The organism is Nocardia ignorata NBRC 108230 (genome assembly GCF_001612905.1).
Classification (GTDB): Bacteria; Actinomycetota; Actinomycetes; order Mycobacteriales; family Mycobacteriaceae; genus Nocardia; species Nocardia ignorata.
In genome coordinates this window covers 1-25,357 of sequence record NZ_BDBI01000054.1, presented here as the reverse complement: position 1 = coordinate 25,357, position 25,357 = coordinate 1, and the positions used below count along the sequence as shown (strand labels likewise).

Sequence of the window (25,357 nt, the reverse complement as noted above, 5' to 3'; positions counted from 1 at the left end):
TTTTTCAGATCTTGGTCGAACCAGCCCGGAGCCGCACCGGTGAACCGGTCGCGGTCCCACTGTCCCACCCCTGCGGGTATGGCGCCGAGCAACGGTGTCCCGGTGATCCGGGGCAGATCGTCGCGGTTGCATTCGGAAGCGAGGTCGGGTTCATCGGGCCAGGCGCCGATGACGAGCCCGGCGCAGCGCACTCCCGCGGCAGCAAGGGTTCTTGTGGTGAGTTCGCTGTGATTGAGGGTGCCGAGGCCGGCGGCAGCGACGACCAGAACGGGGGCGCCGAGTTTCTCGGCGAGGTCGAGCAGGGTGAACTCCCCCATTCGGACCAGCAGCCCGCCCGCGCCTTCGACAAGCACCAGGTCGGCGTCGGTGAGCGTCTCGATACCCGCGACCGTCTCCGCGAGCGTCAGCAAGGGCATGCCTGCTCGGCGGGCGGCGGTGTCGGGGGCAAGCGGTTCCGGGTAGCGGGCCAGCTCGAGGGTGCGGGTGACGCCGGTCAGGCGGGTGATATCGGCGAGGTCGCCCGGTTCGCCGGGCGCGATGCCGGTCTGGGCTGGTTTACACACCGCGACCGTCCGGCCCTCGGCCGACGCGGCGGCGGCCACCGCGGCCGTGGCCACGGTCTTGCCGACATCGGTCGACGTGCCGCTGATCAGAAGAACACCCATCTCGCTACCTCACCAATCCTCGGTTCATCACCGAACCGTTCCCTTCCTGCCCAGGCTCGGGCGGGCGACCGCGTCAGACGACCAGCGCGTCCCCACGTGCCTCGGCCAGGACTTCGCCGAGCACTTCGGCGATGGTGTCCAGCTCGGCCGCGGTGAGATCGGCTCGGGCGGTGAGTCGCAGGCGCGAAGTTCCCTCGGGGACCGACGGCGGACGGAAACAGCCGACTTCGAGCCCGCGCGCTCGGCACGCCTGTGCGGCGTCGTAAGCGCGTTGGGCGTCGCCGAGAACTACCGAGACCACGGCCGAGGTCGGTTCGGGCACGCCCGCGACGCGGGCGATGTCCGCCGCGCGGTCCAGGACGCGGGTGGCCATCGCCGGGTCGCGGCGCAGCAGTGACAGAGCTGCGCGGGCGGCGCCGACGGCAGCGGGTGCCAGGCCGGTGTCGAAGATGAACGTGCGGGCGGCATCGATGAGATGGGCACGAATCCTGTTGTCGGCGAGCACTACTCCGCCTTGGGCGGCGAACGCCTTCGACAGGGTGGCGGTGATGACGAGGTCGGGTTGACCCGCCAAGCCCAGCTCGTGCACCAATCCCCTGCCGCCCGCCCCGCGGACGCCGAGCCCGTGGGCTTCGTCGACGACGAGGACCGCGCCGTTGGCCCGGGTGACCCGGTGCAGGTCGGCCAGCGGCGCGAGGTCGCCGTCGGCGCTGAAGACCGAGTCGGTGAGGACGAGCGCCCGCTCCTCGACGCGCTCGTCCAGCAGCCGGTCGACGGCGGCGACATCGCGGTGCGGCGCGACGGCGATCCTGGCACGGGAGAGCCTGCACGCATCGACGAGCGAGGCGTGGCTGCCCGCGTCGGAGACGATGAAGCTGTCGCGCCCGGCCAGGGCGGTCACCACACCCAGGTTGGCGGCGTAACCGGAGGCGAAGACCAAACCCGCTTCGGCGCCGACGAATTCGGCCAGTTCGGTTTCCAGCAGCTCGTGTTCGGCGGTGGTCCCGGTGACCAGCCGCGAACCGGTGGAGCCAGTGCCCCAGCGGCGGACCGCGGCGATGGCGCCCTCGATCACTTCCGGGTGACGTACCAGGCCGAGGTAGTCGTTGGAGGCGAGGTCGATGCTCGCCTGCTCGGGTTCGCGCACGCGCAGGTGCCTGCGCAGCCCGGCGGCGGTGCGCGCGGTGGCGCGTTCGTCCAGCCAGCTCAACGGATCCGTAGTCACAGCTGAGGAGGATACTTGAACACCGTTCAGGCCGGTCATCGGATCGAGGCTTTCACGGCCGCTTGCACGGCGCCGGTGATGGAGGCGATATCGGCGGAGCTGCTGATGAACGGCGGCATGGTGTAGACGAGATTGCGAAAGGGACGCAGCCAGGCACCCGCGTCGACCGCGGCGTCGGTGGCTGCGCGCATGTCGACGAGTTCGGCGAGTTCGACGACGCCGATGGCCCCGAGCACACGCACGTCGACGACCCCCGGCAGCTCGGCGATCGGCGCGAGACCTTCGCGCAGCTCGCTTTCGATCCGTGCGACCTCACCGCGCCAATCACGCGAGCGCAGCAGTTCGATCGAGGCCACCGCGACCGCGCACGCCAGTGGGTTGCCCATGAAGGTCGGTCCGTGCATCAGGCCGCCGTGCGCGGCGCTGATGGTTTCGGCGATGCGGGTGGTGCACAGCGCGGCGGCGAGGGTGAGATAGCCGCCGGTCAGCGCCTTGCCCACGCACATGACGTCCGGGGCCACCCCGGCGTGGTCGGCGGCGAAGAGCGCGCCGGTGCGGCCGAAACCCGTGGCGATCTCGTCGAAGACGAGCAGCACGTCGTTGGCGTCGCAGATGCGCCGCAGCTCGGTGAGGTAGCGCGGATCGTGCCAGCGCATACCGCCCGCGCCCTGCACGACGGGCTCGACGATGACGGCGGCCACCTCGTCGCGATGGGTGTGGATCGCGTGTTCGAGTTCGGCGACGTAGTCCTGGGTGAATTCACGCGGTGGCGCGGGCACGAAGACCTGATCGGTGAGGACATCGGTCCACAGCGCATGCATGCCGCCCTCGGGATCGCAGACGCTCATCGGCGTGAAGGTGTCGCCGTGGTAGCCGCCGCGCCAGGTCAGCAGGCGGTTCTTGGCCGGACGGCCGAGCGCCCGCCAGTACTGCAGGCACATCTTCGCGGCCACTTCCACCGAGACCGAGCCGGAGTCGCAGAGGAACACCTTGTCCAGGCCCGCGGGAGTGATCTCGACGAGTAGCTGTGCGAGGCGGGCGGCCGGTTCGTGGGTGAGCCCACCGAACATCACGTGACTCATCCGCTGCGACTGCGCGAAGAGAGCTTCGTCGAGCACGGGATGCCGGTAGCCGTGCACGGCCGCCCACCAGGAGCTCATTCCGTCGACGAGTTCACGGCCGTCGGCCAAGGTGAGCCGGGTGCCCGCCGCGCTCGCCACCACCAGCGGTTCGGTCGTAGCCGGGAAACCGCCGTAGGGATGCCAGACATGGTCGGCGTCCAGGGCGGTGATCTGCTCGGGGGTCAGGTCCACAGCGTGTCCTCGTCGTTGCCCGGTGCCGCCTGCGACGGCCTTGAACGCTGTTCAAGTTATCACCTGTCGCCGACGGCGGACAGACTCGCGACCGCACCGGGAATCCGGGCCAGGGCCGCGCGGACATCACCGAGCGCGTCGGCGCCCAGCTCGCCGGCGACGGCGGCCTCGATGCGCCGGATCTCCCGCGCGGCCACGGCAAGGGCATCGCGGCCTTTCGCCGTCGGCACGATCAGACGTGCGCGTTTGTCGGCGGGATCAGCGATGCGCTCGACATAACCACAGCGTTCGAGATGGGCGACCAGCTCCCCCATCGACTGCTGGGTCATCCCGGCCGACTCGGCCAGGGCGGTCACCCGCGAGCCGTTCGGCGCCAGATAGCGGAAGACCGCGTAGTGCGCGGGTCGCAGTTCCGTGCCGAGGGTTGCGCGCAGGGCATTGTCGAGTTCCCGTTCGTAGGCGTCGGTGGCCTGGACCAGGAGTTTCAGCAGCGTAGACCTTGACATATAGGAAGGTTACCTTTATATCTTGGATATGGCACGCACCGGCACCGTCCTCACCTTCCGCAACGGGCATCGGGTCACGCTCGTCGACCGCGGCGCCGACGAGCACGGCGCCTATCTCCGGCTCGAACACGAGCTGCCGCGCACCGGCAGGCAGGCGGGCCCGCACTGGCATCCCGAGATCAGCGAGACGTGGACGATCCGCAGCGGGCAGGTGCGCTTCCGCATCGACGGCGCCGACATCGTCGCCGGACCGGGCGATACCGTCACCGCACCGCCGCGTGCGGTGCACGAATTCTGGAACGAGGCCGAGGGCACGGTGATGGACCACGTGATCCGGCCGCCGCTGCGGCACTGGGAGATGTTCGAGTTCTGGAGTGGGCTGGACAACGCGAACAAGACCACCGAGCAGCGATTGCCCCGCAATCCGTTGGCGCTCGCGCTGCTGTGGGAGTACCAGGACGGCTACCTGGCCGGTCCGCCCGCGCAGCTGCAGCGGTGGGTTTTCGGCGGGCTCGCCGCGCTGGCCCGGCGCACGGGCTACGCGCGGCGGCTGATGGCGGGGTGACGCAGCACCCAGCGCGAGCACGCGCGGTCAGCACGCGGATTCCTCTACTGTCGTAGCATGTCGAGCCCCAACGACCGAACCGGTGAGGTGACGCCGCTGAGCGTGTGGCCGGGCACGGCCTACCCGCTCGGCGCCACCTACGACGGCGGGGGCACGAACTTCTCGGTGTTCTCCGAGGTGGCCACCCGGGTGGAGCTGTGCCTGATCGGCGAGGACGGGTCCGAGACGCGGGTGGATCTGGACGAGGTGGACGGTTACGTCTGGCACGCCTATCTGCCCTCGGTCGTTCCCGGTCAGCGGTATGGATTCCGCGTCGACGGGCCCTACGAGCCCGAGCTGGGGCTGCGCTGTGATCCCGGCAAACTGTTGCTCGACCCGTATGGCAAGGCCTTCGACGGCGAGTTCGTCAACGATCCCTCGCTCTACACCTACGGCCTGGATTCGCTGGGCCACACCATGACCGGGGTGGTCATCAACCCCTTCTTCGATTGGGGCAACGACCGGCCGCCGAACCGGCCGTACCACGAGACGGTGATCTACGAGGCGCACGTCAAGGGCATGACCATGACGCACCCCGACATCCCGGACGAACTACGCGGCACCTATGCGGGGCTGGCGCATCCGGCGATCATCGGGCACCTGAAAGCGCTCGGCGTCACGGCGATCGAGCTGATGCCGGTGCACCAGTTCTTCCACGATCACGTGCTCACCGATCAGGGACTGCGAAACTACTGGGGCTACAACAGCATCGGGTATCTGGCCCCGCACAACGAGTACGCCTCCCGCCGCACCGGGGACGCCGCGGTCGCCGAGTTCAAGGCGATGGTGCGGGCGATGCACGCCGAGGGCATCGAGGTGATTCTCGACGTGGTCTACAACCACACCGGCGAGGGCAATCATCTAGGGCCGATTCTGAGCCTGCGCGGTATCGACAATGCCGCCTATTACCGGCTCGACGACGACAACCCCGAGCACTACAAGGATTTCACCGGAACCGGCAACAGCCTCAATGTGCGTCATCCACACACCCTGCAGCTCATCATGGATTCGCTGCGCTACTGGATTCTCGATATGCACGTCGACGGCTTCCGTTTCGACCTCGCCGCGACGCTCGCGCGTGAATTGCACGATGTGGACCGGCTTTCCGCGTTCTTCGACCTGGTGCACCAGGATCCTGTGGTGAGTCAGGTGAAGCTCATCGCCGAGCCTTGGGACGTGGGCGAGGGTGGCTACCAGGTGGGTAACTTCCCCAGCTTGTGGACCGAATGGAACGGCAAGTACCGCGATACGGTGCGCGACTATTGGCGTGGTGAACCGGCGACATTGGGTGAGTTCGCCTCGCGGCTCACCGGGTCGTCGGATCTGTACGAGCCGACCGGTCGACGACCCGGCGCGAGCATCAACTTCATCACCGCGCACGACGGATTCACCTTGCGGGACCTGGTGTCCTACAACGAGAAACACAACGAGGCCAACGGCGAGGGCAACCGCGACGGCGAAAGCCACAACCGCTCGTGGAACTGCGGTGTCGAAGGGCCGACCGACGACCCCGAGGTGGAGGCACTGCGGGCGCGTCAGCAGCGCAATCTGCTGGCCACGCTGATCCTGAGCCAGGGCACCCCGATGCTGGCCCACGGTGACGAGATGGGCCGCACCCAGCTCGGCAACAACAATGTGTACTGCCAGGACTCGCCGCTGGCATGGATGGATTGGTCGCTGGCGCAGCAGAACGCGGACCTGCTGGAATTCACCCGCTCGGTGATCGCGTTGCGCACCGAGCATCCGATCTTCCGGCGCCGCCGCTTCCTCGCCCCCGGCCCGGCCGACGGCGAGGGGCATCGCCGTGAGATCGCCTGGTTCACGCCCGCCGGGGCGGAGATGACCACCGGCGACTGGCACAGCGGATTCGGCAAATCCCTCGCCGTGCTGCTCGACGGCGACGGCATTCCCGAGCCCGGCCCGCGCGGGGAACGGATCAGCGACGACTCGTTCCTGCTGTGCTTCAATGCGCACGACGAAGCGCTCGATTTCGTGCTGCCCGGGCCGGAATTCGGCACCGAATGGGCGCTCGCCCTGGATTGTTCGACCCCCACCGGTGCCGCCGAAGCCGTTCATGCGGCGGCGACGGTGCTGCCCGTGCCCAGCCGCTGCCTGCTCGTATTGCGCCGAACCGCCTAGCGAGACGATGACCGAGACCTACGTGACCGATCCCCTGACCCGGCTGCACCGCGCGCCGATCCGCCCGAGCACGGTGCGCAGCACCTACCGCCTCCAGTTGCGTCCCGACGCGCTGACCTTCGGCGATGCCCGGGCGATTGCCGAATACCTGCAGCAGCTGGGGATTTCGCATCTGTACCTGTCCCCGATCCTGACCGCCGCGCACGGGTCGACGCACGGGTACGACGTCACCGATCCGACCACGGTGTCGGCCGCGCTCGGCGGGCCTGCCGGGCTCAAGGCACTGTCGGACGAAGTGCGCAGTCGCGGAATGGGTTTGATCGTCGATCTGGTGCCCAACCACGTCGGAGTCGGCGATCCGCAGCAGAATCCGTGGTGGTGGGATGTGCTGCGGCTGGGCCGGAAGTCGCCGTACGCCAAGTACTTCGACATCGACTGGAGTCCGAGCAACGGTGCGGGCGGGCGGCTGGCGCTGCCGGTACTGCAGAACGAGAACGACCCGGCCGCGCTCACCGTCGACCGGTCCGGTCCCGAACCCATGCTCGCGCTGCACGATCTGCGGTTCCCGATCGCGCCCGGCACCGACGGTGACAACGCGCTGCGCATCCACGACCGCCAGCACTACCGGCTGGTGAGCTGGAAGGCCGGCGTGTGCACCTATCGACGGTTCTTCGCGGTGAACAGCCTGGCCGCCGTCCGCCAGGAGGACCCGGAGGTGTTCGAGGCGACGCACCGGGAGCTGGCCGCCTGGTGCGAGCACGACCTGATCGACGGTGTCCGGGTGGACCATCCGGACGGATTGGCCTATCCGAGTGCGTATCTCACGCGATTGCGTCGTCTGATCGGGCCCAAGCGGTTGCTGCTGGTCGAGAAGATCCTGGCCAATCGTGAACCGCTCGACGCCACTCTGCCGATCGACGGCACGACGGGGTACGACGCACTGGCCGACGTGGGCGGGGTGCTCATCGATCCGGCCGGTGAACCCGCGCTCACCGAGCTGTCACAGCAGGTGGCCGGGCACGGCAGCGATCGCGCCTGGTTCGGTGAAACCGAGCACCGGATCAAACGGGCGGTCGCCGAAACCATTCTGGCCCCGGAGATCCGGCGGCTGGTCGCCGCGATCAAACGCGACGGCAACGCGGGCAGTTTCGACACCCTCGCCGTGAGCAACGCGACCATCGAGGTGCTGGCGTTCATGCCCGTGTACCGGGTGGATTACGCGCCGCTGGCCGGGATGACCGCGGCGGTGGTCGCGGAGGTGGAGAAGCGCAATGCCGAGCTCACGGCGCCGCTGTCGGTGCTGGTGACGGCGCTGGCCGTGGGCGGGGAGGCGGCGACGCGGTTCAACCAGGTGTGCGGCGCGATCACCGCGAAAGCGGTGGAGGACACCATGTTCTATCAGGGTGCGCGGTTGGTGTCGCTGCAGGAGGTGGGTGGGAACCCGGCGCGCTTCGGCCACTCGGTCAACGATTTCCACCTGTCCAACAGTGAGCGCTCGCAGCGCTGGCCGGCGACCATGACCGCGCTGTCGACGCACGACACCAAGCGCGGCGAGGATGTGCGCGCCCGGATCGGTGTGCTCTCGCAGGTGGCCGAGCTCTGGTCGGAGCGGGTGCGCGGCTGGCTCGAAACCACCCCGGCGCCCGACGGTGCCACGGCATTGTTCCTGTTGCAGAACATGTTCGGGGTGTGGCCTGCCGACGGGCGGCCCGCATCGTCGGTGCCGGGGCTGCGTGACCGGTTGCATCTGTTCGCGGAGAAGTCGATCCGGGAGGCGGGGACCAAGACGTCGTGGGAGGAACCCGACGCACAGTTCGAGTCGGCGGTGCACGCCTGGCTCGACGCGGTGATCGACGGGCCGGTCGGCACCGGGATCGGCGATCTGGCCCACGAGCTGGCACCGCATGCCTGGTCGGACGCGGTGTCGCAGAAGCTGCTGCAGCTGTGCGCGCCGGGGATTCCGGACATCTATCAGGGCACCGAGGTGTGGGAGGACTCGCTGGTCGACCCGGACAACCGGCGGCCGGTGAACTTCGCGGTGCGGGCAGGGATGCTCCAATCACTTACCGACACACCGACTCTTGACACCACAGGGGCGGCGAAGATGTGGGTGGTCGCCTATGCGCTGTGGTTGCGGCGGGAGCGGCCGGAATGCTTCGTCGGCGGGATGTACCGGCCGTTCTACGCGGTCGGTGAGCACGCGCACCGGCTCGTCGCCTACGGGCGCGGGCCCGCCGGGGAGTCGCCCGAGGTGATCGTCGCGGCCACCCGGCATTCGGTCGGGTTGGCCGCGACGGGGTGGACCGACACCACCCTGCCCCTGCCCGAAGGCACCTGGACCGACAGGTTGACCGGCAACACCTATGCGGGCACCGTGCGGTTGGACACGTTGTTCACCCGGTTGCCGGTCGCGCTGCTGGTGCGCTGAGAAACGCGGGACCGCCTCGGCGATCCCGCGTCCGGTTCAGCGTCGCAGGCCCAGGTACTGCAGGGCGGCGAAGGCGCCGACCGTCATCGCCTGCATCACGGCCCACACGGCGCCGACCGTCGTCAGGTTCAGGGCGCCGGTGACGACCGCGGCGAGGCTGGCGAGCACCCAGGCGGCGTTGCCGAGCGCGACACCGGCCGCGGCTGTCCGGTTGATCGGCGACCTGGCACCGATGACGGCGACGGCCAGACCGTAGGCGGTGAGGAAGGCGCCGATCGCCAGGCTCGCGGTGCTGTCGAGGCCGAGCAGACGCTCGAGCGGGCCCGCGAGGGCGAGGTAGGCGATGCCGTTGGCGCCGGTGACGACGGCATCGGTGCGCAGCGACAGGCGGAGCAGGTTCTCACCCGAGGTGAGCAAGGCGGACAGGCGGCCGGGGCGGGTGGCGGTGGTCATGGCGGAACTCCTGGTGTGTGAAGGGGTTTCAGGCGGCGGCGGGAACGTGGTCGAGGAAGCCGTAGACGCGGTCGATGCGGCCGTCGACGAGGACGGCGACGTCGAAACCGATCACCACGGCGTCACCGTCGGCGGGGCCGAGACCCCAGGTGAAGCGGACCTGGTCGTGGTGGGCGTCGACCGGGCCGGCCAGCCGGAAGGTCCAGTCGGGGAACTGGGTCTGCACGCCGGCGATGGCGGCTTCGAGTTCGGCGTGTCCGTTCACCGCGACCATCGGGTCGACGTAGCCGACCTGCGGGGTGAACAGCCGGGCGACGGCGGAGCGGCGGGCGCCGGGCTCGCGGGTGTTCCAGGCTTCCAGGTACTGTGCGACGACGGTGTTCATCTCGACCTCCGAAATAGTCTCTGAGCTGGTGTTTCGCTCGTTGTCTGTGCGATGACACCAACGTTATGGGTCGAGTGGGGGTCGGCGAATCAGTCGCCTATAGGTACTTTCGCGACGCGGCTACTGTCATCGCCGGTACGGCGATACGGTTGAGCACATGCTGCACGGACGCGACGCCGAACAGGCCATGCTCGACGACCTGCTCGCCGGTGCGCGTGCCGGGCGCAGCGCGGCCCTCGTGATCCGCGGTGAGGCGGGAATCGGGAAGTCAGCGTTGCTGGATTACGCTGCGGCACAGGGCCTTCCGACAGTGCGAAGCGCGGGTATCGAATCCGAGGCCGAATTGCCCTTCGCCGCATTGCATCTGCTGGTGAAACCGGGCATGGAACTGGTCGGGCAGTTGCCGCCCCGCCAGCGCGACGCACTCGAGGCGGCCTTCGGCCTCGGCGAGCACGCACCGGCCGACCGGATGCTCATCGGCCTCGCGGTGCTGACGCTGTTGGCCGAGGAAGCCGCCGACGGCCCGCTGCTGTGCATCGTCGACGACGCGCACTGGCTGGACCAGGCCACCGCAGACGCCTTGCTGTTCGCCGCCCGCCGGCTCGATGCCGAGGGGGTGGTGATGTTGTTCGCGGCCCGCACCGGTCCCGATGACTTCCCGGCACCCGGACTGGCGGAGCTCACCTTGACCGGTCTGCCGCCCGAGGCCGCCGCCGCACTACTCGATGCGGGCACGACGCGGTTGTCACCGGCCACCCGCTACCGGCTGCTCGCCGAATCCGGCGGCAATCCGCTTGCCTTGCTCGAACTTCCGTCGGTCGTCGGCGACAGCGATGTGGATGCGGCCAACCCGCTCCCCCTGACCCAGCGCCTGCAACTGGCCTTCCACAGCCGAATCACGAAGCTTCCGCCCGCCGCCCGCACCGTCCTCCTGGTCGCCGCCGCGGCGGGCACGGCGGATATCGGGCGAGTGCTGCAGGCCGCCACCACCCTCGGTGCGGGACTGCCGGACCTGCAACCGGCGCAGAACGCGGACATGATCGACCTCGACAGCGGACGACTCACCTGGCGCCACCCGCTACTGCGCTCGGCGGTCTACCAGGGTGCGGCATTGACCCAGCGACTCGCCGCCCACCGCGCACTCGCCGCCGCCTACGCACCGCCGGCCCATCCGCCCCCGGCGGGGCACGCCGCGGCGTCTCGACCCGCTGGGCCGGGCGGTACCGGTGCCACCAGCTCGATGAGTGCCACCGACGATTCGGTGATCGATGCCGACTGCTCGACGACTGGCCCCGGCGACTCGGAGAACGGTGCCGGAGGTTCGAGCGGGTTCGGCACTCGGGCAGTTTTCGACGATAACGACGCCGATCTGCGGGCCTGGCATTTGGCTTGCGCGGCAACTGGGCCCGACGAAGAGACCGCCGCCGGGCTGGAGAACACCGCCGATCGGGCGCGTCGACGCAATGGCTTTCACGGGGCGGTCGCGGCGTACGAGCGGGCGGCGGCGCTGAGCGTCGACAGTGCGGCGCGGGTGCGGCGGCTGGTACTGGCCGCCGAGACGGCTACCGAGGCCGGGCTCACCGAGCAGGCCGCGCGGCTGGCCGAGCGCGCGGGCGCCTTTGCCGGTGGTGGCGAGTACGAACAGCGGCTCGAGCTGGTGCGGGCGCAAGCCGATTTCGGTTCGGGCACACCAGGTTCCGCGCATCGGCGCTTCATGTCGGCGGCCCGTGCGGCGCGCACGGACGATCCGGAAACCGCCGCCCGCATCCTGACAAGGGCGGTGCATACCGCCTGGTATCTCGGTCCCGCCGAGCTCGACGAGGTGGCCGGGTTCCTGACGACGTTGCGGTTGGCGGAGGACGACCCGGCCACTCCGATCGCGCGCTATCTGACCGGCTCGGTGTCGGGCAGGCGCACCACCGACCTGCGTGCCGTGGTCGACGCCGCGCGCGCCGCAGGCGCCGACAACCCCGCCGACCTGGTGCAGCTGTGCGGTAGTGGGCTCGTCGTCGGACAGGACGACCAGGTCGACGAGGTGGCCGCCGAACTCATCGCCGAGTGCCGGGAGCAGGGGCGCATCGCCCTGCTCGCGCCGCTGCTGTTCTTTCGTGCCGAATGCCAGCTGTTCGGTGGGCGGCCACGGGAGAGCCGGATCGCCGCCGAGGAAGGGCTGGGGATCGCCCGCGATATCGGACAGGCACAGTGGGTCAGCCAGCTGCATGCCTTCCTCGCCTACCTGGCGGCGCTGCACGGCGACGAACAGCGCTGCCACGCCGAGGCGGAGCAGGCGGTAGCCGATCAACTCGGCGGGCCGATGGCGGTGGGGGCGTCCTGGGCCCACGCGGCTCGGGGACTGCTCGCGCTCGGCGAGGGCAAGCTCGACCGGGCGCAGGCCGAACTCGAACACATGACGATCGAACCCGCGCGGCACCACGTGATCGGCCTGCGCACGCTGCCGGACCAGATCGAAGTCGCCGTCCGCCTCGGCGCCCCCGACCGCGCGAACGAGGCCCTGACCAGGCTCATCGAGTGGTCGGAGCGTGCCGAGCAGCAGTGGATCGCCGCCTTGGCGGCACGTGGGCGGGCGCTGCTGGCAGAGGATCCCGAACCGCATTTCCGCACCGCCCTCCTCGGCAACCGGCCTTTCGAGGAGGCCAGGACCCGCCTCCTCTACGGCGAATGGCTCCGTCGGGACAAACGCAAAGTCGATGCCCGCACGCAACTCGAGCAATGTGCCGACGTCTTCGATCGGCTCGGCGCTACGCCCTGGCTCGAACGAGCACGAACCGAGTTGAGCGCCCTGGGCGTGGGGGCAACCGCCCGGGCCGACGACGGACCGTTGAGCCTGCTCACACCACAGGAATCACAGATCGTCCGGTTGGCCGCGCAAGGACTGTCGAATCGGGAGATCGCCGCGCGGTTGTTCCTCAGTCATCGCACGGTCGGACATCACCTGTACAAGGCCTATCCGAAACTCGGTGTGGTGTCGCGTGGCGAACTGAGCTCGCTCGACCTCGAGTGACCGGTCAGCTGCGGGAATGTGCGCTCGCGGCGCCGACGACCCAGCGAAGGGCCGCGACCGATGCGGCGGCGAGCACGGCGACCTGCGGCGATCCGACGACGAGCAGGAGCAGCGCGGCGACCACGAGCCCGGCGACCAGCGCCTCGAGCTTGTAGACCGGCCACGCGACGCCGGCGACGTCGACCGTCGCGGATGCTGTCGATGGGGTCACCACTGCCATGCACACAGGATAGGCGCAAACAAGAGTTCGGTCCACCGAAACCTCGCCGTCGGGGTGGGGTCGGGAACATCACAGGCGGGAGTGTCGTTGTGCTGGTCATGCCACTGACAGGAGAGTACGCACCGAGCACTTCCGATTGGGCGCGCGAGCAGGCGGAGGCCTATGAGGCCTCCGGCGGTGCCGAGGGCACCTCGTTGCAAGGCAAACCGGTCATCCTGCTCACCACCAAGGGCGCGAAGACCGGCAAGCTGCGCAAGACACCACTGATGCGCGTCGAACACGACGGCGAGTACGCCGTGGTGGCCTCGCTGGGCGGCGCCCCGAAACACCCCGTCTGGTACTACAACATCAAGGCCGAACCGCACGTCGAGCTGCGCGACGGCGCGGTCAACAAGGACTACACCGCCCGCGAGGTCTCCGGCGAGGAGAAGGCGCTGTGGTGGGACCGCGCGGTGCAGGTCTGGCCCGATTACGCCGAATATCAGAAGAAGACCGACCGGGAGATTCCGGTCTTCGTGCTGACGCCCCGCTGACCGACCCGCCGACGCCGGACACCCGTGGCTGCCTCGGTAGCATTGTCGGGTGTCCTCCACCGTTGACGTCGCCGAAGTTTCCCTGACCCGTCCGCCGCTCACCGCGGACGAGATCGATGCGGCCGCGCAGCGAATTTCCGACATCATCGAGCCGACACCCCTGCAGTACAGCCCGCGCCTGTCGGCGAGCACCGGCGCGCAGGTGTATCTCAAGCGCGAAGACCTCACCGCCGTGCGCTCCTACAAGCTGCGCGGCGCCTACAACCTGATGGTGCAGCTCACCGACGCCGAACGCGCCGCCGGTGTGGTCGCGGCCAGCGCGGGCAATCACGCCCAGGGCGTGGCCTTCGCCTGTCACGCGATGGGCGTGCGCGGGCGGATCTACGTCCCGACGACCACCCCGAAGCAGAAGCGTGACCGCATCCGCGTGCACGGCGGCGAGTTCGTCGAACTGATCGCGGTCGGCGAGACCTACGACGCGGCCGCCGCGGCCGCCGCCGACGACGTGGCCCGCACGGGCGCGACCATGGTTCCCCCGTTCGACGACCCGCGCACCGCGGCGGGCCAGGGCACCATCGCCGCCGAATTCCTCGAACAACTCGGTACCGCACCGGATCTCGTCGTCGTGCCGGTCGGCGGCGGCGGCTGTCTCGCCGGCATCGGCACCTACCTGCGCGAGCGCGCGCCGGGCGCCGGTCTGCTCGGTGTGGAACCGGCGGGCGCGGCCTCGATGACGGCGGCGCTGGTGGCGAGCGGTCCGGTGACTCTGCCTGAGATCGACCCGTTCGTCGACGGCGCCGCCGTGCGCCGCATCGGTGACCTGCCGTACCAGGCGGCGGCGTCGTTCGGTGGCCGGGTCGTGTCGCACGCCTCGCTCCCGCTGCTCACCACCACCGAATCCCCCACCGGCACAGCGTCTTTCCGGATGATGCAGGTCGACGAGGGAGCCATCTGCACGGCGATGCTCGACCTGTACCAGAACGAGGGCATCATCGCCGAGCCCGCGGGCGCGCTCGCGACGGCGGCGCTGGCCGAGATCGATATCGACCCGGGCTCCACCGTGGTGGTGCTGGTGTCGGGCGGCAACAACGATGTGTCGCGCTACGGCGAGATCATCGAACGGTCCCTGGTGCACCGCGGGCTCAAGCATTACTTCCTGGTGGACTTCCCGCAGGAACCGGGTGCGCTGCGCCGCTTCCTCGACGACGTCCTCGGGCCCGACGACGACATCACCATGTTCGAGTACGTCAAGCGCAACAACCGCGAGACCGGGGCGGCGCTGGTCGGCATCGAGCTCGGTGCCACCGACGACCTGGCCTCGCTGCTGCACCGCATCGAGGAATCGCCGATCCAGGCGGAGCGCCTGGAGCCGGGCTCGCCCGCGTACCGCTACCTCACGTAGTGAGCCCGGTCAAGCTTTCTTCACGGCGTTGAAGATCAGCTCGCCGTAGATCCGCCACTGCTCGGGGTCGCGTTCCTGCTGGCGGAACAGACTGCCCGCGACACCGCCGAGCAGTACGCGCACGTGGCGGGCCGTGACGTCCTCGCGGATCACGCCTTGCCGCTGGCCCGCGAGGATGATCGACTCCAACGATTCCTCGCCCCGCGCGGGCGACGGCTTCTCGGTCTCGGGCAGGGCTTCGGCGAGGGCCCGGTCGTTGGCGAGGCGTTCGACGGTTTCGGCGAGCAGGTCGCGCAGGATCGTCAACGGGTCACCGCCGGCGTTCAGCTGTTCCAGGGCGGCGAGGCCGCGGCGGTGGAACCAGGCGCGCTGATACTGCGCCACCGCCTGCACCAGCGCGTCCTTGGTCGGGAAGCTGCGGTACACGGTCGCCTTGCCGACGCCGGCGCGGGCGGCGACCTGCGGAATCGTGGCTTCGATGCCGTGTTCGGCGAACACTTCGACGGCCGCCGCCACCACGCGCTCGTGATTGCGCCTGGCATCTGATCGCTTGGTGGACCAGTCGACGTCGTGGTCGGTCGTCGGGTCGCACTCGGGAGCAGTCACCCTGCGATTGTGCCGAATCGGACGGTCATGGCGATCACAGCCTCACCCTCTTCAATAAACGGACTCCAGAGTCCAGTATAGTTCTCGATACGGACTGCAAGGTCCATTTACCGCGCGGAACCACACGGAGGCGTGAGCTCCCCATGATTGATCAGACGACCCGAGAGTCCGAAGCCCCGCACGACTCGGGGGGACTCGGCACCAATCTCGTGTTCCTCGCCCTGGCCGCCGCCGCGTTCGCGCTCGCCCAGACCGCGATCGTGCCCGGCATCATGATCCTCGGCCACGAACTGCACGCGAGCACGGCAGATGTCGGATGGGTGCTCACCGCCTACCTGATCTCGGCCGCGATCCTCACCCCGGTCTTCGGCCGCCTCGGTGACATGTACGGCAAGAAGAGGCTGCTCGTCATCGCGCTCGGCCTTTTCGCGCTCGGCAGCGTGGCCGCGGCGCTGGCGCCTTCGATCTGGGTGCTCGTGGCCGCGAGGGTCGTCCAGGGAGCGGGCGGTGGCATCTTCCCGCTGTGCTACGGCATCATCGGCGACACGTTTCCCGCTGAGAAGCGCGGCGGCGCACTGGGTCTCATCTCGGCGCTGGCCGGGATCGGCGCGGGTGGCGGCTTGCTCATCGGTGGCCTGCTGATCGATCACCTGTCCTGGCAGTGGGTCTTCTGGTCCGGCGCCATCATGTCGGCGATCGCGCTGGTCGGCGTGCTGCGGGTGCCGGAGCGGTCGATCCCGACGCCCACGCGGATCGACTTCGCAGGCATCGCGCTGCTCAGCATCGGCCTCACCATGCCGCTGCTCGCGCTGAGCCGCGGCTCGACGTGGGGCTGGACCGATGCGCGCACCCTCGGCCTCATCCTCGGCGGCCTGGTGGTCCTGATCGGTTTCGTCGCCTTCGAGACCCGCATCAGCGAACCGCTGATCGACATGCACGTGCTGCGGCGTCCGACCGTGCTGATCACCAATATCGCCATGCTGCTGTTCGGCGCGGGCATGTTCGCGGTGTTCTCGCTCATCCCCCAGCTCGCCCAGACCCCCGATACCGGCGACTACGGCTTCGGCATGGACGCCACCGGGTCGGGTCTGCTGATGATCCCCGGTTCGATCGCCATGCTGGCGGCCGCGGTCGTCGCCGGGCGTCTCGTCGGTCGGGTCCGCGCCGCTGTTCCGTTGGTCCTCGGCGCGCTCACCGCCGCCGCGGGCTTCGCGGCGCTGGCGCTGGCGCACGGCTCCGAGGGAGCTGTCATCGGGTTCACGATCGTGACGTTCGTCGGCATCGGCCTCGGGATGGCGGCCATGCCGAATCTGATCATGTCCGCGGTGCCCGCCGAGAAGACCGCCGAGAGCACCGGCGTCAACGCGCTGATCCGGTCGGTGGGGTCATCGATCGGGTCGCAGGTTGCGGCCACCGTGCTGGCGGGCAGTGTCGTCGCCGGGACGGCGCTGCCCGCGGATTCGGGCTTCACCACCGCCTTCTGGCTGGCCGCGGGCGCCATCGCGCTGGCGGCTGTGGTCGCGGTGTTCATCCCGCAGAGCAAGCCACCGGTCGCGGCCTCCGTACGCGCGGACCGTGAACCGGACCTCGCCGGCGCCCTCGCCGAGTAACCGGCAAGGGCGGCATCGACTAGGCGGCGGCCCGGTCGATGCGCTGCCCGCGGTCGCGGGTGGCGCGCACGCCCGACATCACCAGCGGCAGCAGCCAGCCCATGGCGAACTGGTCGTAGGCCAGCAGCGCCTGGTCGAGGCGGTTGTGGACGAAGCCGACCGACAGACCCGAGCGCGGGTCGACCCAGCCGAACGACCCGCCGAGACCGATGTGGCCGAAGGCCGTGTGCGCACCGGGCGCCGGCATCGAGTGGTAGCCCAGACGCCACATCATCGGCATGTAGAACAGGGCGTGGTCGAGTCGGTAGGTCTGCACGCGCCGGATGAGCTTGTGCGTTTCGGGGCGCAGGAACGGTGACCCGTCGAGGGTGATGCCGTCGGCCAGGCCCGCGTAGAGCTGGGCGAGTCCGGCAGCGGTGGCGACGCCGTTGCCCGCGGGCATCTCGGTGTCGAGAATCGGCGGGTCCTCACCGTCGAGAATGCCGTTGAGACCGGTCAGATACAGGCAGCGCGCCGCCGCACCGAGCGCGCCGGGGATGCGGAAGCCCACCCGGTTGAGGAAACCGGCGGCCACCGGGTGCCCGGCCAGGCGCAGGTGGGTGCCCGCGAGGCGGGCGTACTCGGTCGACGAACCCGCCGCCGGACGGCCGAGGTGGAAGCCCTCGACACCGAGCGGGTCGGTGACCTCGGTGCGGATGAGGTCGCTCATGCTGCGACCGGTGACCGAGCGCGCGATGCCAGCCAGCAGCCAGCCGTAGGTGAGCGCATGGTAGGTCGGGACGCCGAGCAGCCGGTCGGGCTTGGCCATGGCCAGCCGGTCTTCCATCAGCTCGTGGTCGAGCAGTTCCTGGGCGCTGTCGGCGATCGGGGACAGCGACGACAGCCCGGAACGGTGGGTGAGCACGTCGGCCACGGTGATCGCGCCCTTGCCGTGCGCGGCGAAGCGAGGCCAGTACTCGGCGACCGGCGCCTGGTAATCCAGGAGCCCGCCATCGGCGAGGCGGTGGATGACGGTGGCGGTGACACCCTTGGTCGCCGAGAAGACGATCGAACCGGTGTTCGCCGACCAGGGCTGGTCGCCCGCGCTGCCGGTCCACAGGTGTGCCAGGGGTTCGCCGTGCCGGTAGATCGCGATGGCGCCGCCCGCGTCGCGCCGATGTCCGATCAGGGCGGCGAAAGCGCGCACCAGCGGACCGAAACCGGCCGGCGCATAACCGCCCACACCGGTCGGAAGGGCAGCACTGTCCTGCCCGTAAGCCTCGTTGCTCATTGCTCAACCGTACGACCGTTATGTCGCTTCGGCAACGATCTCACGCGCACCGTGGCCGAGCTGTGGCCGCCTGAGATCAGTCGGTGACCACGGTCCCCGTGCCCTCCCCTTCTTCGAGCACGACGAAACTGTGACCCGAAACAAGGGTTCCCCCTTCGTTTTCTGTCGCCGGTGCCCACGCCAGCAGCACCCGGCCGTACACCGGAATCACCGCCTCGTCCTCGGACAGGTTGCACACCACCGAGATCCGACCGCGTCGCAGCACGAACCAGCGGGCGCTCTCGTCGTAGTCGGCCCAGACCCGTTCCAGCCAGGGATCACCGAACTCGGGCCTCGACTTGCGCAGGGCGAGCAGGGCGCGATAGCAGGCCAGTAGCCGGGCGTGCGGTTCACGGCGGCGTTCGGTCCAGTCGAGTTTCGAGCGGGTGAAGGTGGCGGGGTCCTGGGGATCGGGGACGTCGTCGGTGGCCCAGCCGTGTGCGGCGAACTCGGCGCGGCGGCCGTCGGCGGTCGCGGCGCCGATGACGGGGTCGGTGTGGGAGGTGAAGAACTGGAACGGGGTGCGCGCGCCCCATTCCTCGCCCATGAACAGCATCGGTGTACTCGCGGACAGCAGCACCAGAGCCGCTTTGACCGCCAGTTGGCCGGGGGTGAGGTAGTCGCTGGGGCGGTCGCCGACGGCGCGGTTGCCGATCTGGTCGTGGTTGCAGGTGTAGCCGAGCAGGGCGCTGCCGGGGATCAGATCGCGGCGGATCGGGATGCCGTGGGTTCGGCCACGGAAGCTGGAATAGGTTGCGGCGTGGAAGAACCCGTGGGTGAGGGTCTGCGCCAGGCAAGCCAGGGAGCCGAAATCGGCGTAGTAGCCCTGCCTTTCGCCGGAGACGGCGGTGTGCACGGCGTGGTGGAGGTCGTCGTTCCACTGACCGGTCAGACCGTAGCCGCCTGCCGCGCGGGGGGCGATCAGGCGTGGGTCGTTGAGGTCGCTTTCGGCGATGAGGGTCAGTGGGCGGCCCAGATGTGCTGAGAGCGCGGTCGTTTCGACGACGAGTTCTTCGAGCAGGTGGGTGGCGGTGTGGTCGACGAGGGCGTGGACGGCGTCGAGGCGCAGGGCGTCGATGTGGAAGTCGCGCAACCAGCGCAGGGCGTTGTCGATGATGTGGCGGCGCACGGCATCGGAGCCGGGGCCGTCCAGGTTCACGCTCTGGCCCCAGGTGTTGCGGCCGGTGGTGAGGTAGGGCCCGAAGCGTGGGAGGTAGTTGCCGGAGGGGCCGAGATGGTTGTAGACCACGTCGAGGCAGACCGCGAGACCTCGGGCGTGGCAGGCGTCGACGAAACGTTGCAGGCCGTCGGGGCCGCCGTAGGTTTCCTGCACCGCGTACCAGAGCACACCGTCGTAACCCCAGTTGTGGGTGCCGTCGAAGGCGTTCACCGGCATGAGTTCCACGGTGGTGACGCCGAGTTCGACCAGATGGTCGAGGCGTTCGATCGCCGCGTCGAAGGTGCCTTCCGGGGTGAAGGTGCCGATGTGCAGTTCGTAGAACACCGAGCCGGCCAGTTGCCTGCCGGTCCAGGACTGATCAGTCCAGACGGAGGTGTCGAGATCATGGACGGCGGACAGGGCGTGGACGCCGTCGGGCTGACGCGGTGAGCGCGGGTCGGGCAGCACCGTCGGGTCGTCGTCGATGAGGAAGCCGTACTCCGCGCCCTGGTCGGCATCGGCCCGCACCGACCACCAGCCGCCGCCGTTGCGGCGCATGGGGTGAACCACCCCCTCGAGTTGCAGTCGCATCGCGCTCGCCTCCGGCGCCCACACCCGAAACTGCCTCATGGAGTCAGCATCGCACGGCACGCGGCGGCACGCCCGGGCAACGATTGCTGATCGGTCGCGATGCCCAGCGTCGGCTTCGGTGCACCCGGCGAGTCGGATCACAGTCGCCGCTGCGGTCGGGGCGACCACGTCGTTGTGGCCTCGGGGGGTAGCGGCATCGCGTTCGTGCCGGCCGCCGCGCAACTCGGCAAGAAATGCCTGCGCGGGGCGCCATGAATCCTGGGTAGTCCGGTCAGCGCGGGAAGGCGGCGACGCCGACCGGTCCCACCCCCACACACAGCGACTGTTCAGGCTCGAGCGGCCTGACCCGCAGGGCGTCGCCGCCGCCGAGCAGCCGGACGTACACCGTGTTCAGGCCCTGTCGCACCTCGGCGACGGTTTCGGTGTCGCCTTCGAAGGACACCGCGATTCGGCCGTCGCGGTCGGCGAGGTAGTTGATCTGGGCGGTCCAGTCGCGGATCTGCATGGGGCCGTCCAAAGGGATCGACGTACTTTCGCGCACTCGGTGGCCGCATTGTGGTTCCGGCCCGGGGGTGATGGCGCGGTTCCACCAGACGTGCGCGTCGACGATCTCGCCGGTGTCGGTGATCATCCGCAGCCTCGGGGTGGCTGCGGCGAAGGTAGTCGACGTGGCGATCGGAGCGAGGACGTGGTCCGTCATGTTCTGAGGGAAAGCCAACGGGTTCAAGACGTTCCAGGGGACTTCCTGGGGCAGCAGTGGGGCGTCCGTCGCTGTCGGGAGGGCCGCGCGCACGCCGGTGATGTAGGTGCGCGCCGGGCTCGGTTCCCACGATCGGGTGAAGGTGATTGTGGAGATGACGCTGCTCAGCAGGAATAGGACGGCGGGTATCGCGAACAGCGTCGAGGTGGGCAGGTCTCTCGGGATGCGCGATGTCGGGCCGGTTCGCAGGCGTACGCTCGGCTGGGATCCTCCGATCGAGCCGGTCCTGAACCGGAAACGGCTGCGCGGCAACATGCCTGCGGTGCGTGGGCGAGCGTCCGACGTGTCGGACCCGCGACGGTCGGGTGACGAACCTTCCCGCGCGGCAGCGGAACGCCGTGCCTGCAGAATCAGCGCAAGGCCGATTGTGGCGATCACGGCGAAGTCGGCGAAGTAGCGCATGGACTGGAGCAGCAGGGCGGCGGTGCCGGGCCCGTCGCGCAGCACGATCACCGGGGCGATGGTCGCGATGGCGTATCCCGCAGCACACAACCAGACCGCAGTCACCCGCGCCCGTGAGCGAATTGTCCACACCGCCAACAGGATCAGCAGTAGCCAGCAGATGAGGACGGTCAGGCCGGGCGGGTCGGCCCAGGGCGTGGCCGGTTGCCACCGTTCCCAGCGCCACGGACCACCGAACAAGGCGGGGACCAGTCCGTCCGACAGCGCCCGGCTGAGCAGTGCGCCGGGGTCTTCGGGCCCGGTCAGCCCGCGCGGGCGCTGGATGACCAGCAGGAACACAGCGGCCCAGGCGAGCAGAACGGCGCCGCCCGCCACCCAGAGCGCTCCCCCGCGACGAACCGCATCGCGCCACGGTCGCCCCGCGACATGCGCCGACAACGCGACCACCACACACGCCACCGGTAGCACGACGATCGACTTCTCGAACGACAGCAAGGCCACGGCGAAGACGAAGGCACCCGATACCGCGTACCGGCGCCTACCCGTCCGCGCCAGCTGGACGGCGTCCGCGCTCACCCAGGCCAGCGCGATCTGCAACGGCAGGGAGTTCACCGCCGCCGCCCACCAGGCGAACGCGGGCACGGTCAAGGGCACGAACAGGTAGAACAGCAGCGGACCGAGCAGCCGCGCCCGCCATCCCATCAGCACGACGAGCAGCCGTAGCACCGCGAGCGAGGCGAGCAGCTGCAACCCGACGAGCACCGCCGCCGCGACGGGCCAGCTCAGCGGCGCCACCTTCGTCACCAGCCAGGTCAACGCGATCGCCAACGGCATCACGTGCCCGTCGTGACTGGTCAGCAGCAACTCCGCCGACCACAGGGAGTGCCTGCTCACCTGTCCGATAAGGATGAAGTCGTCCCAGTAGAAGAACCCGGAGAACGCCACCCAGCCCCGCAGAACCAGCTGGGCGAGGATCAACGCGGCGGCCACGCCGACCACCGCACGTGCAGGCAACCGTGACCACATCTGTCGAGCGGACGATGCGGTCGACAGGGGCGAGTCGAGCAGCGTCACAGACATCACGCCTCTCGACGCTAGCCCGTCCGCCCCTGTCCGGCCATCACCCCGCCGGGTCCTGGGTGTCGGCACCGACTAGCGTCCGGAAGTTCGGCAGGTCTCCTGATCGGGCAAGGGGCCGACTGCCATATCGCCGCCGCGAGCAACACACCGACGGCTTTGCTCCACCGCATCCGCGTAGTCCTTCGCCATGACCCCGGTGGGGTCTCTCGTCTCCTCGGACCGGACGACGACGGCGAACGTGACGGCTGATGCGGTGGATCACATGATCGGGCTCAGCCCAAGCAGCCCGGCCCGAGCAGTGCTTTCAGGTCGCCCATCAGCGCCGAGGACGGTGAGACTCGCCAGGCGTCGTCGAGCTTGAGTAGAGTGGTCTTCTCCCTGGCGCCGACGTGGCGGATGTGCACATCGGAGGTGCCTGGATGGCGCGAGAGGACTTTCTTGAGTTCCTTGACCTTTTCCGGCGTGCACATGCGGGTGGTCATCACCACCGACACCGGCTTGGCCACGCCGATCGCCGAAAGGTCGGGCACCACAAGGTCGTTGGCGATCAGCGAGATGCGGTCGTCGCGGACCGAGACACGGGCCTTCACCAGCACGACGGCGTCTTCCACCACGTCCATGCCGTACACCGAGTACGACTGCGGGAAGAACAGCACCTCCACGCCACCGGTCAGGTCCTCGAGCTGGGCGGAGGCCCAGGCCAGGCCGTTCTTGTTGATGCGGCGGTTCACCGAGGCAAGGATCCCGCCGATGGTCACCTGCGCGCCGTCCTTGACGTCGCCTTCCAGGATGGCCGGGATGGGGGTGTCCACCTGGGCGGCGAGGACGTGTTCGACGCCGTTGAGCGGGTGGCCCGACACGTACAGGCCGAGCATCTCCCGCTCCAGGGCCAGCTTGTGTTTGGTTTCCCATTCGTCGTCGGGCACCTTCACGTTGAACACCGACGCCATCGACTCGTCGGCGTCGTCCATGCCGCCGAACAGGTCGAACTGACCGATGGCCTCGGCCTTCTTCGTCGACATCACCGCGTCGATCGCGTCCGAATGCACCAGCATGAGGCCCTTGCGCGGATGCCCGAGCGAGTCGAATGCGCCTGCCTTGATGAGGGATTCGGTGACCTTCTTGGAGCAGGCCGTGGCGTCGATCTTGTTCAGGTAGTCGGAGAAGTCGGTGAACTTCGACTTCTCCTTGCGGGCGGCGATGATCGAGGACACCACGTTGGCGCCGACATTGCGCACCGCGCCGAGACCGAAGCGGATGTCCTTGCCCACCGAGGCGAAGTTCTGCTCCGACTCGTTGACATCGGGCGGCAGCACCGTGATGCCCATCTTGCGGCAGTCCGACAGATAGACCGCGGCCTTGTCCTTGTCGTCACCGACGGAGGTGAGCAGGCCCGCCATGTACTCGGCGGGGTAGTTCGCCTTCAGGTAGGCCGTCCAGAAGGAGACGAGGCCGTACCCGGCTGCGTGCGATTTGTTGAACGCGTAACCGGCGAACGGGAGGATCGTGTCCCACAGTGCCTTGATGGCCGGTTCGGAGAAGTTGTTGGCGAGCATGCCCTCGCGGAAGCCGGCATAGGCCTCTTCCAGCACCGACAGCTTCTTCTTACCCATGGCGCGGCGCAGGATGTCGGCTTGACCGAGCGAGTACCCGGCCACCTTCTGCGCGATCTGCATGATCTGTTCCTGATAGACGATCAGGCCGAAGGTGTCGGCCAGGATGTCTTTCAGTGGCTCTTCGAGCTCGGGATGGATCGGTTTGACTTCTTGCCGCCCGTTCTTGCGGTCGGCGTAGTCGTTGTGGGCGTTCATGCCCATCGGGCCGGGACGGTAGAGCGCGAGCACCGCGACGATGTCGCCGAAACCAGTGGGCTGCATGCGGCGCAGCAGGTCGCGCATGGCGCCGCCGTCGAGCTGGAACACGCCGAGAGTGTCGCCGCGGGCGAGCAATTCGTAGGTGGCCGGGTCGTCGAGCGGCAGGTTGTCCATGTCGAGATCGATGCCGCGGTTGGCCTTGATGTTCTCCAGGGCGTCACCGATGACGGTGAGGTTGCGCAGGCCGAGGAAGTCCATCTTCAGCAGGCCGATGGCCTCGCACGACGGGTAGTCCCAACCGGTGATGATCGCGCCGTCCTGGGCGCGTTTCCACACCGGGATGGCGTCGGTGAGCGGCTCCGAGGACATGATCACCGCGCAGGCGTGCACGCCCGCGTTGCGGATCAGTCCTTCCAGCCCCTTCGCGGTCTCGTAGATCTTGGCGACATCGGGGTTGGTGCTGATGAGTTCGCGGACCTCGGCGGCTTCCTTGTACCGCTCGTGGTCGGGATCGGTGATGCCTGCGACCGAGATGTCCTTGGCCATGATCGGCGGGGGCAGCGCCTTGGAGATCTGGTCGGCGATGGCGAAACCGGGCTGGCCGAACAGGACTCGCGCGGAGTCCTTGATCGCGGCCTTGGTCTTGATGGTGCCGAACGTGATGACCTGGGCCACCCGGTCGCTGCCCCACTTCTCGGTGGCGTAGCGGACCATCTCACCGCGGCGGCGATCGTCGAAGTCGATATCGATATCGGGCATCGACACGCGCTCGGGGTTGAGGAATCGCTCGAACAGCAGACCGTGCGGGATGGGGTCGATATTGGTGATGCCCATCGCGTAGGCGACCAGCGAACCGGCGGCCGAACCACGGCCGGGGCCGACGCGGATACCGACCTCGAGTGCGTGCTTGATGAGGTCACCGACGACGAGGAAGTAGGCGGGGAACCCCATGTCGCAGATGACTTTGAGCTCGAAGTCGGCGCGGTCGAGGTATTCGCGTGACGGACCGTCGGGGAAGCGGCGATCCAGGCCTTCGAGGACTTCCTTGCGCAGCCAGCTGGCCTGGGTGTGGCCTTCGGGGACCGGGAAGATCGGCATCCGGTCGCGGTGTTCCCACACCTCGTCGTAGGG

19 protein-coding genes are annotated in these 25,357 nt (G+C 68.9%); 7 read left to right on the top strand and 12 right to left on the bottom strand.

Annotation, left to right across the window (positions count from 1 at the left end; all coding sequences use genetic code 11):
• The 4 genes from bioD to NI2_RS31820 form a co-directional block, all read right to left on the bottom strand.
• The coding region (gene bioD / locus NI2_RS31835) for a dethiobiotin synthase (protein WP_067498817.1) at positions 1-665 on the bottom strand (665 nt) is incomplete at its 3' end.
• Positions 666-738: 73 nt separating this feature from the next.
• The gene (locus NI2_RS31830) at positions 739-1,890 is read right to left on the bottom strand and encodes an 8-amino-7-oxononanoate synthase (RefSeq protein ID WP_243750164.1); all 1,152 of its coding nucleotides are present in this window, start codon (positions 1,888-1,890) and stop codon (positions 739-741) included.
• Positions 1,891-1,925: 35 nt separating this feature from the next.
• Positions 1,926-3,203 carry an adenosylmethionine--8-amino-7-oxononanoate transaminase gene (locus tag NI2_RS31825; protein ID WP_067498814.1) on the bottom strand — a complete coding sequence of 426 codons (1,278 nt, stop codon included), beginning with the start codon at positions 3,201-3,203 and terminating at the stop codon, positions 1,926-1,928.
• A 59-nt stretch (positions 3,204-3,262) separates the two neighbouring features.
• Entirely contained in the window at positions 3,263-3,709 is a 447-nt protein-coding gene (locus NI2_RS31820) for a MarR family winged helix-turn-helix transcriptional regulator (RefSeq protein WP_067498812.1), read from the bottom strand.
• A 28-nt stretch (positions 3,710-3,737) separates the two neighbouring features.
• Between NI2_RS31820 and NI2_RS31815 the strand changes: the two genes are divergently transcribed.
• From NI2_RS31815 to treY, 3 genes are read left to right on the top strand one after another with little or no spacing between them, the layout of a single operon-like run.
• A complete protein-coding gene (locus tag NI2_RS31815; RefSeq protein ID WP_067498810.1) occupies positions 3,738-4,274 on the top strand; it encodes a cupin domain-containing protein in 537 nt (178 codons plus the stop codon).
• A gap of 57 nt (positions 4,275-4,331) precedes the next feature.
• Positions 4,332-6,452 (top strand): glycogen debranching protein GlgX, encoded by a 2,121-nt coding sequence (gene glgX / locus NI2_RS31810; RefSeq protein ID WP_067498808.1) that lies wholly within the window; start codon positions 4,332-4,334, stop codon positions 6,450-6,452.
• Positions 6,453-6,459: 7 nt separating this feature from the next.
• Positions 6,460-8,880 (top strand): malto-oligosyltrehalose synthase, encoded by a 2,421-nt coding sequence (gene treY / locus NI2_RS31805; protein ID WP_174552262.1) that lies wholly within the window; start codon positions 6,460-6,462, stop codon positions 8,878-8,880.
• A gap of 36 nt (positions 8,881-8,916) precedes the next feature.
• On the opposite strand, the gene NI2_RS31800 is transcribed toward treY, so the two are convergent.
• Together NI2_RS31800 and NI2_RS31795 are read right to left on the bottom strand one after the other, a co-directional pair.
• Entirely contained in the window at positions 8,917-9,333 is a 417-nt protein-coding gene (locus NI2_RS31800; protein WP_067498806.1) for a hypothetical protein, read from the bottom strand.
• A 28-nt stretch (positions 9,334-9,361) separates the two neighbouring features.
• Positions 9,362-9,718, bottom strand: a complete 357-nt coding sequence (locus tag NI2_RS31795; RefSeq protein ID WP_084457462.1) for a nuclear transport factor 2 family protein — start codon at positions 9,716-9,718, stop codon at positions 9,362-9,364.
• Between the two features lie 157 nt (positions 9,719-9,875).
• Between NI2_RS31795 and NI2_RS31790 the strand changes: the two genes are divergently transcribed.
• Positions 9,876-12,740, top strand: coding sequence for a helix-turn-helix transcriptional regulator (locus NI2_RS31790; protein ID WP_067498802.1), 2,865 nt, complete (start codon positions 9,876-9,878; stop codon positions 12,738-12,740).
• A 4-nt stretch (positions 12,741-12,744) separates the two neighbouring features.
• On the opposite strand, the gene NI2_RS31785 is transcribed toward NI2_RS31790, so the two are convergent.
• Positions 12,745-12,960 (bottom strand): hypothetical protein, encoded by a 216-nt coding sequence (locus NI2_RS31785; protein WP_067498800.1) that lies wholly within the window; start codon positions 12,958-12,960, stop codon positions 12,745-12,747.
• A gap of 98 nt (positions 12,961-13,058) precedes the next feature.
• Between NI2_RS31785 and NI2_RS31780 the strand changes: the two genes are divergently transcribed.
• Both NI2_RS31780 and ilvA read left to right on the top strand, forming a co-directional pair.
• The gene (locus NI2_RS31780) at positions 13,059-13,493 is read left to right on the top strand and encodes a nitroreductase family deazaflavin-dependent oxidoreductase (protein WP_067498826.1); all 435 of its coding nucleotides are present in this window, start codon (positions 13,059-13,061) and stop codon (positions 13,491-13,493) included.
• A 49-nt stretch (positions 13,494-13,542) separates the two neighbouring features.
• Entirely contained in the window at positions 13,543-14,895 is a 1,353-nt protein-coding gene (gene ilvA / locus NI2_RS31775; RefSeq protein ID WP_067498798.1) for a threonine ammonia-lyase IlvA, read from the top strand.
• 9 nt (positions 14,896-14,904) lie between these two features.
• Here ilvA and NI2_RS31770 read toward each other — a convergent pair whose 3' ends face one another.
• Positions 14,905-15,501 (bottom strand): TetR/AcrR family transcriptional regulator, encoded by a 597-nt coding sequence (locus tag NI2_RS31770; RefSeq protein ID WP_067498796.1) that lies wholly within the window; start codon positions 15,499-15,501, stop codon positions 14,905-14,907.
• Positions 15,502-15,644: 143 nt separating this feature from the next.
• On the opposite strand from NI2_RS31770, the gene NI2_RS31765 reads away from it, so the two are divergent.
• Complete coding sequence (locus tag NI2_RS31765) at positions 15,645-17,111, top strand: MFS transporter (RefSeq protein ID WP_084477075.1); 1,467 nt, start codon at positions 15,645-15,647, stop codon at positions 17,109-17,111.
• A gap of 19 nt (positions 17,112-17,130) precedes the next feature.
• On the opposite strand, the gene NI2_RS31760 is transcribed toward NI2_RS31765, so the two are convergent.
• The 4 genes from NI2_RS31760 to dnaE all read right to left on the bottom strand — a co-directional run.
• Complete coding sequence (locus tag NI2_RS31760; protein WP_067498794.1) at positions 17,131-18,381, bottom strand: serine hydrolase domain-containing protein; 1,251 nt, start codon at positions 18,379-18,381, stop codon at positions 17,131-17,133.
• A 76-nt stretch (positions 18,382-18,457) separates the two neighbouring features.
• Positions 18,458-20,209, bottom strand: coding sequence for a malto-oligosyltrehalose trehalohydrolase (gene treZ, locus NI2_RS31755; protein ID WP_067498820.1), 1,752 nt, complete (start codon positions 20,207-20,209; stop codon positions 18,458-18,460).
• Positions 20,210-20,441: 232 nt separating this feature from the next.
• On the bottom strand, positions 20,442-22,412 hold the full coding sequence (locus NI2_RS31750; RefSeq protein ID WP_067498792.1) for a hypothetical protein: 1,971 nt from the start codon (positions 22,410-22,412) through the stop codon (positions 20,442-20,444).
• Between the two features lie 272 nt (positions 22,413-22,684).
• Positions 22,685-25,357: DNA polymerase III subunit alpha (gene dnaE / locus NI2_RS31745; RefSeq protein WP_067498790.1), on the bottom strand; the 2,673-nt coding region annotated here is incomplete at its 5' end.

Bases quoted from the DNA above. Each gene is read 5' to 3' on its own strand.
- NI2_RS31820 (WP_067498812.1), bottom strand. From the start codon at position 3,709: ATGTCAAGGTCTACGCTGCTGAAACTCCTGGTCCAGGCCACCGACGCC.
- NI2_RS31815 (WP_067498810.1), top strand. From the start codon at position 3,738: ATGGCACGCACCGGCACCGTCCTCACCTTCCGCAACGGGCATCGGGTC.
- glgX (WP_067498808.1), top strand. From the start codon at position 4,332: ATGTCGAGCCCCAACGACCGAACCGGTGAGGTGACGCCGCTGAGCGTG.
- treY (WP_174552262.1), top strand. From the start codon at position 6,460: ATGACCGAGACCTACGTGACCGATCCCCTGACCCGGCTGCACCGCGCG.
- NI2_RS31800 (WP_067498806.1), bottom strand. From the start codon at position 9,333: ATGACCACCGCCACCCGCCCCGGCCGCCTGTCCGCCTTGCTCACCTCG.
- NI2_RS31795 (WP_084457462.1), bottom strand. From the start codon at position 9,718: ATGAACACCGTCGTCGCACAGTACCTGGAAGCCTGGAACACCCGCGAG.
- NI2_RS31790 (WP_067498802.1), top strand. From the start codon at position 9,876: ATGCTGCACGGACGCGACGCCGAACAGGCCATGCTCGACGACCTGCTC.
- NI2_RS31785 (WP_067498800.1), bottom strand. From the start codon at position 12,960: ATGGCAGTGGTGACCCCATCGACAGCATCCGCGACGGTCGACGTCGCC.
- NI2_RS31780 (WP_067498826.1), top strand. From the start codon at position 13,059: ATGCCACTGACAGGAGAGTACGCACCGAGCACTTCCGATTGGGCGCGC.
- NI2_RS31765 (WP_084477075.1), top strand. From the start codon at position 15,645: ATGATTGATCAGACGACCCGAGAGTCCGAAGCCCCGCACGACTCGGGG.
- NI2_RS31760 (WP_067498794.1), bottom strand. From the start codon at position 18,381: ATGAGCAACGAGGCTTACGGGCAGGACAGTGCTGCCCTTCCGACCGGT.
- treZ (WP_067498820.1), bottom strand. From the start codon at position 20,209: ATGAGGCAGTTTCGGGTGTGGGCGCCGGAGGCGAGCGCGATGCGACTG.
- NI2_RS31750 (WP_067498792.1), bottom strand. From the start codon at position 22,412: ATGTCTGTGACGCTGCTCGACTCGCCCCTGTCGACCGCATCGTCCGCT.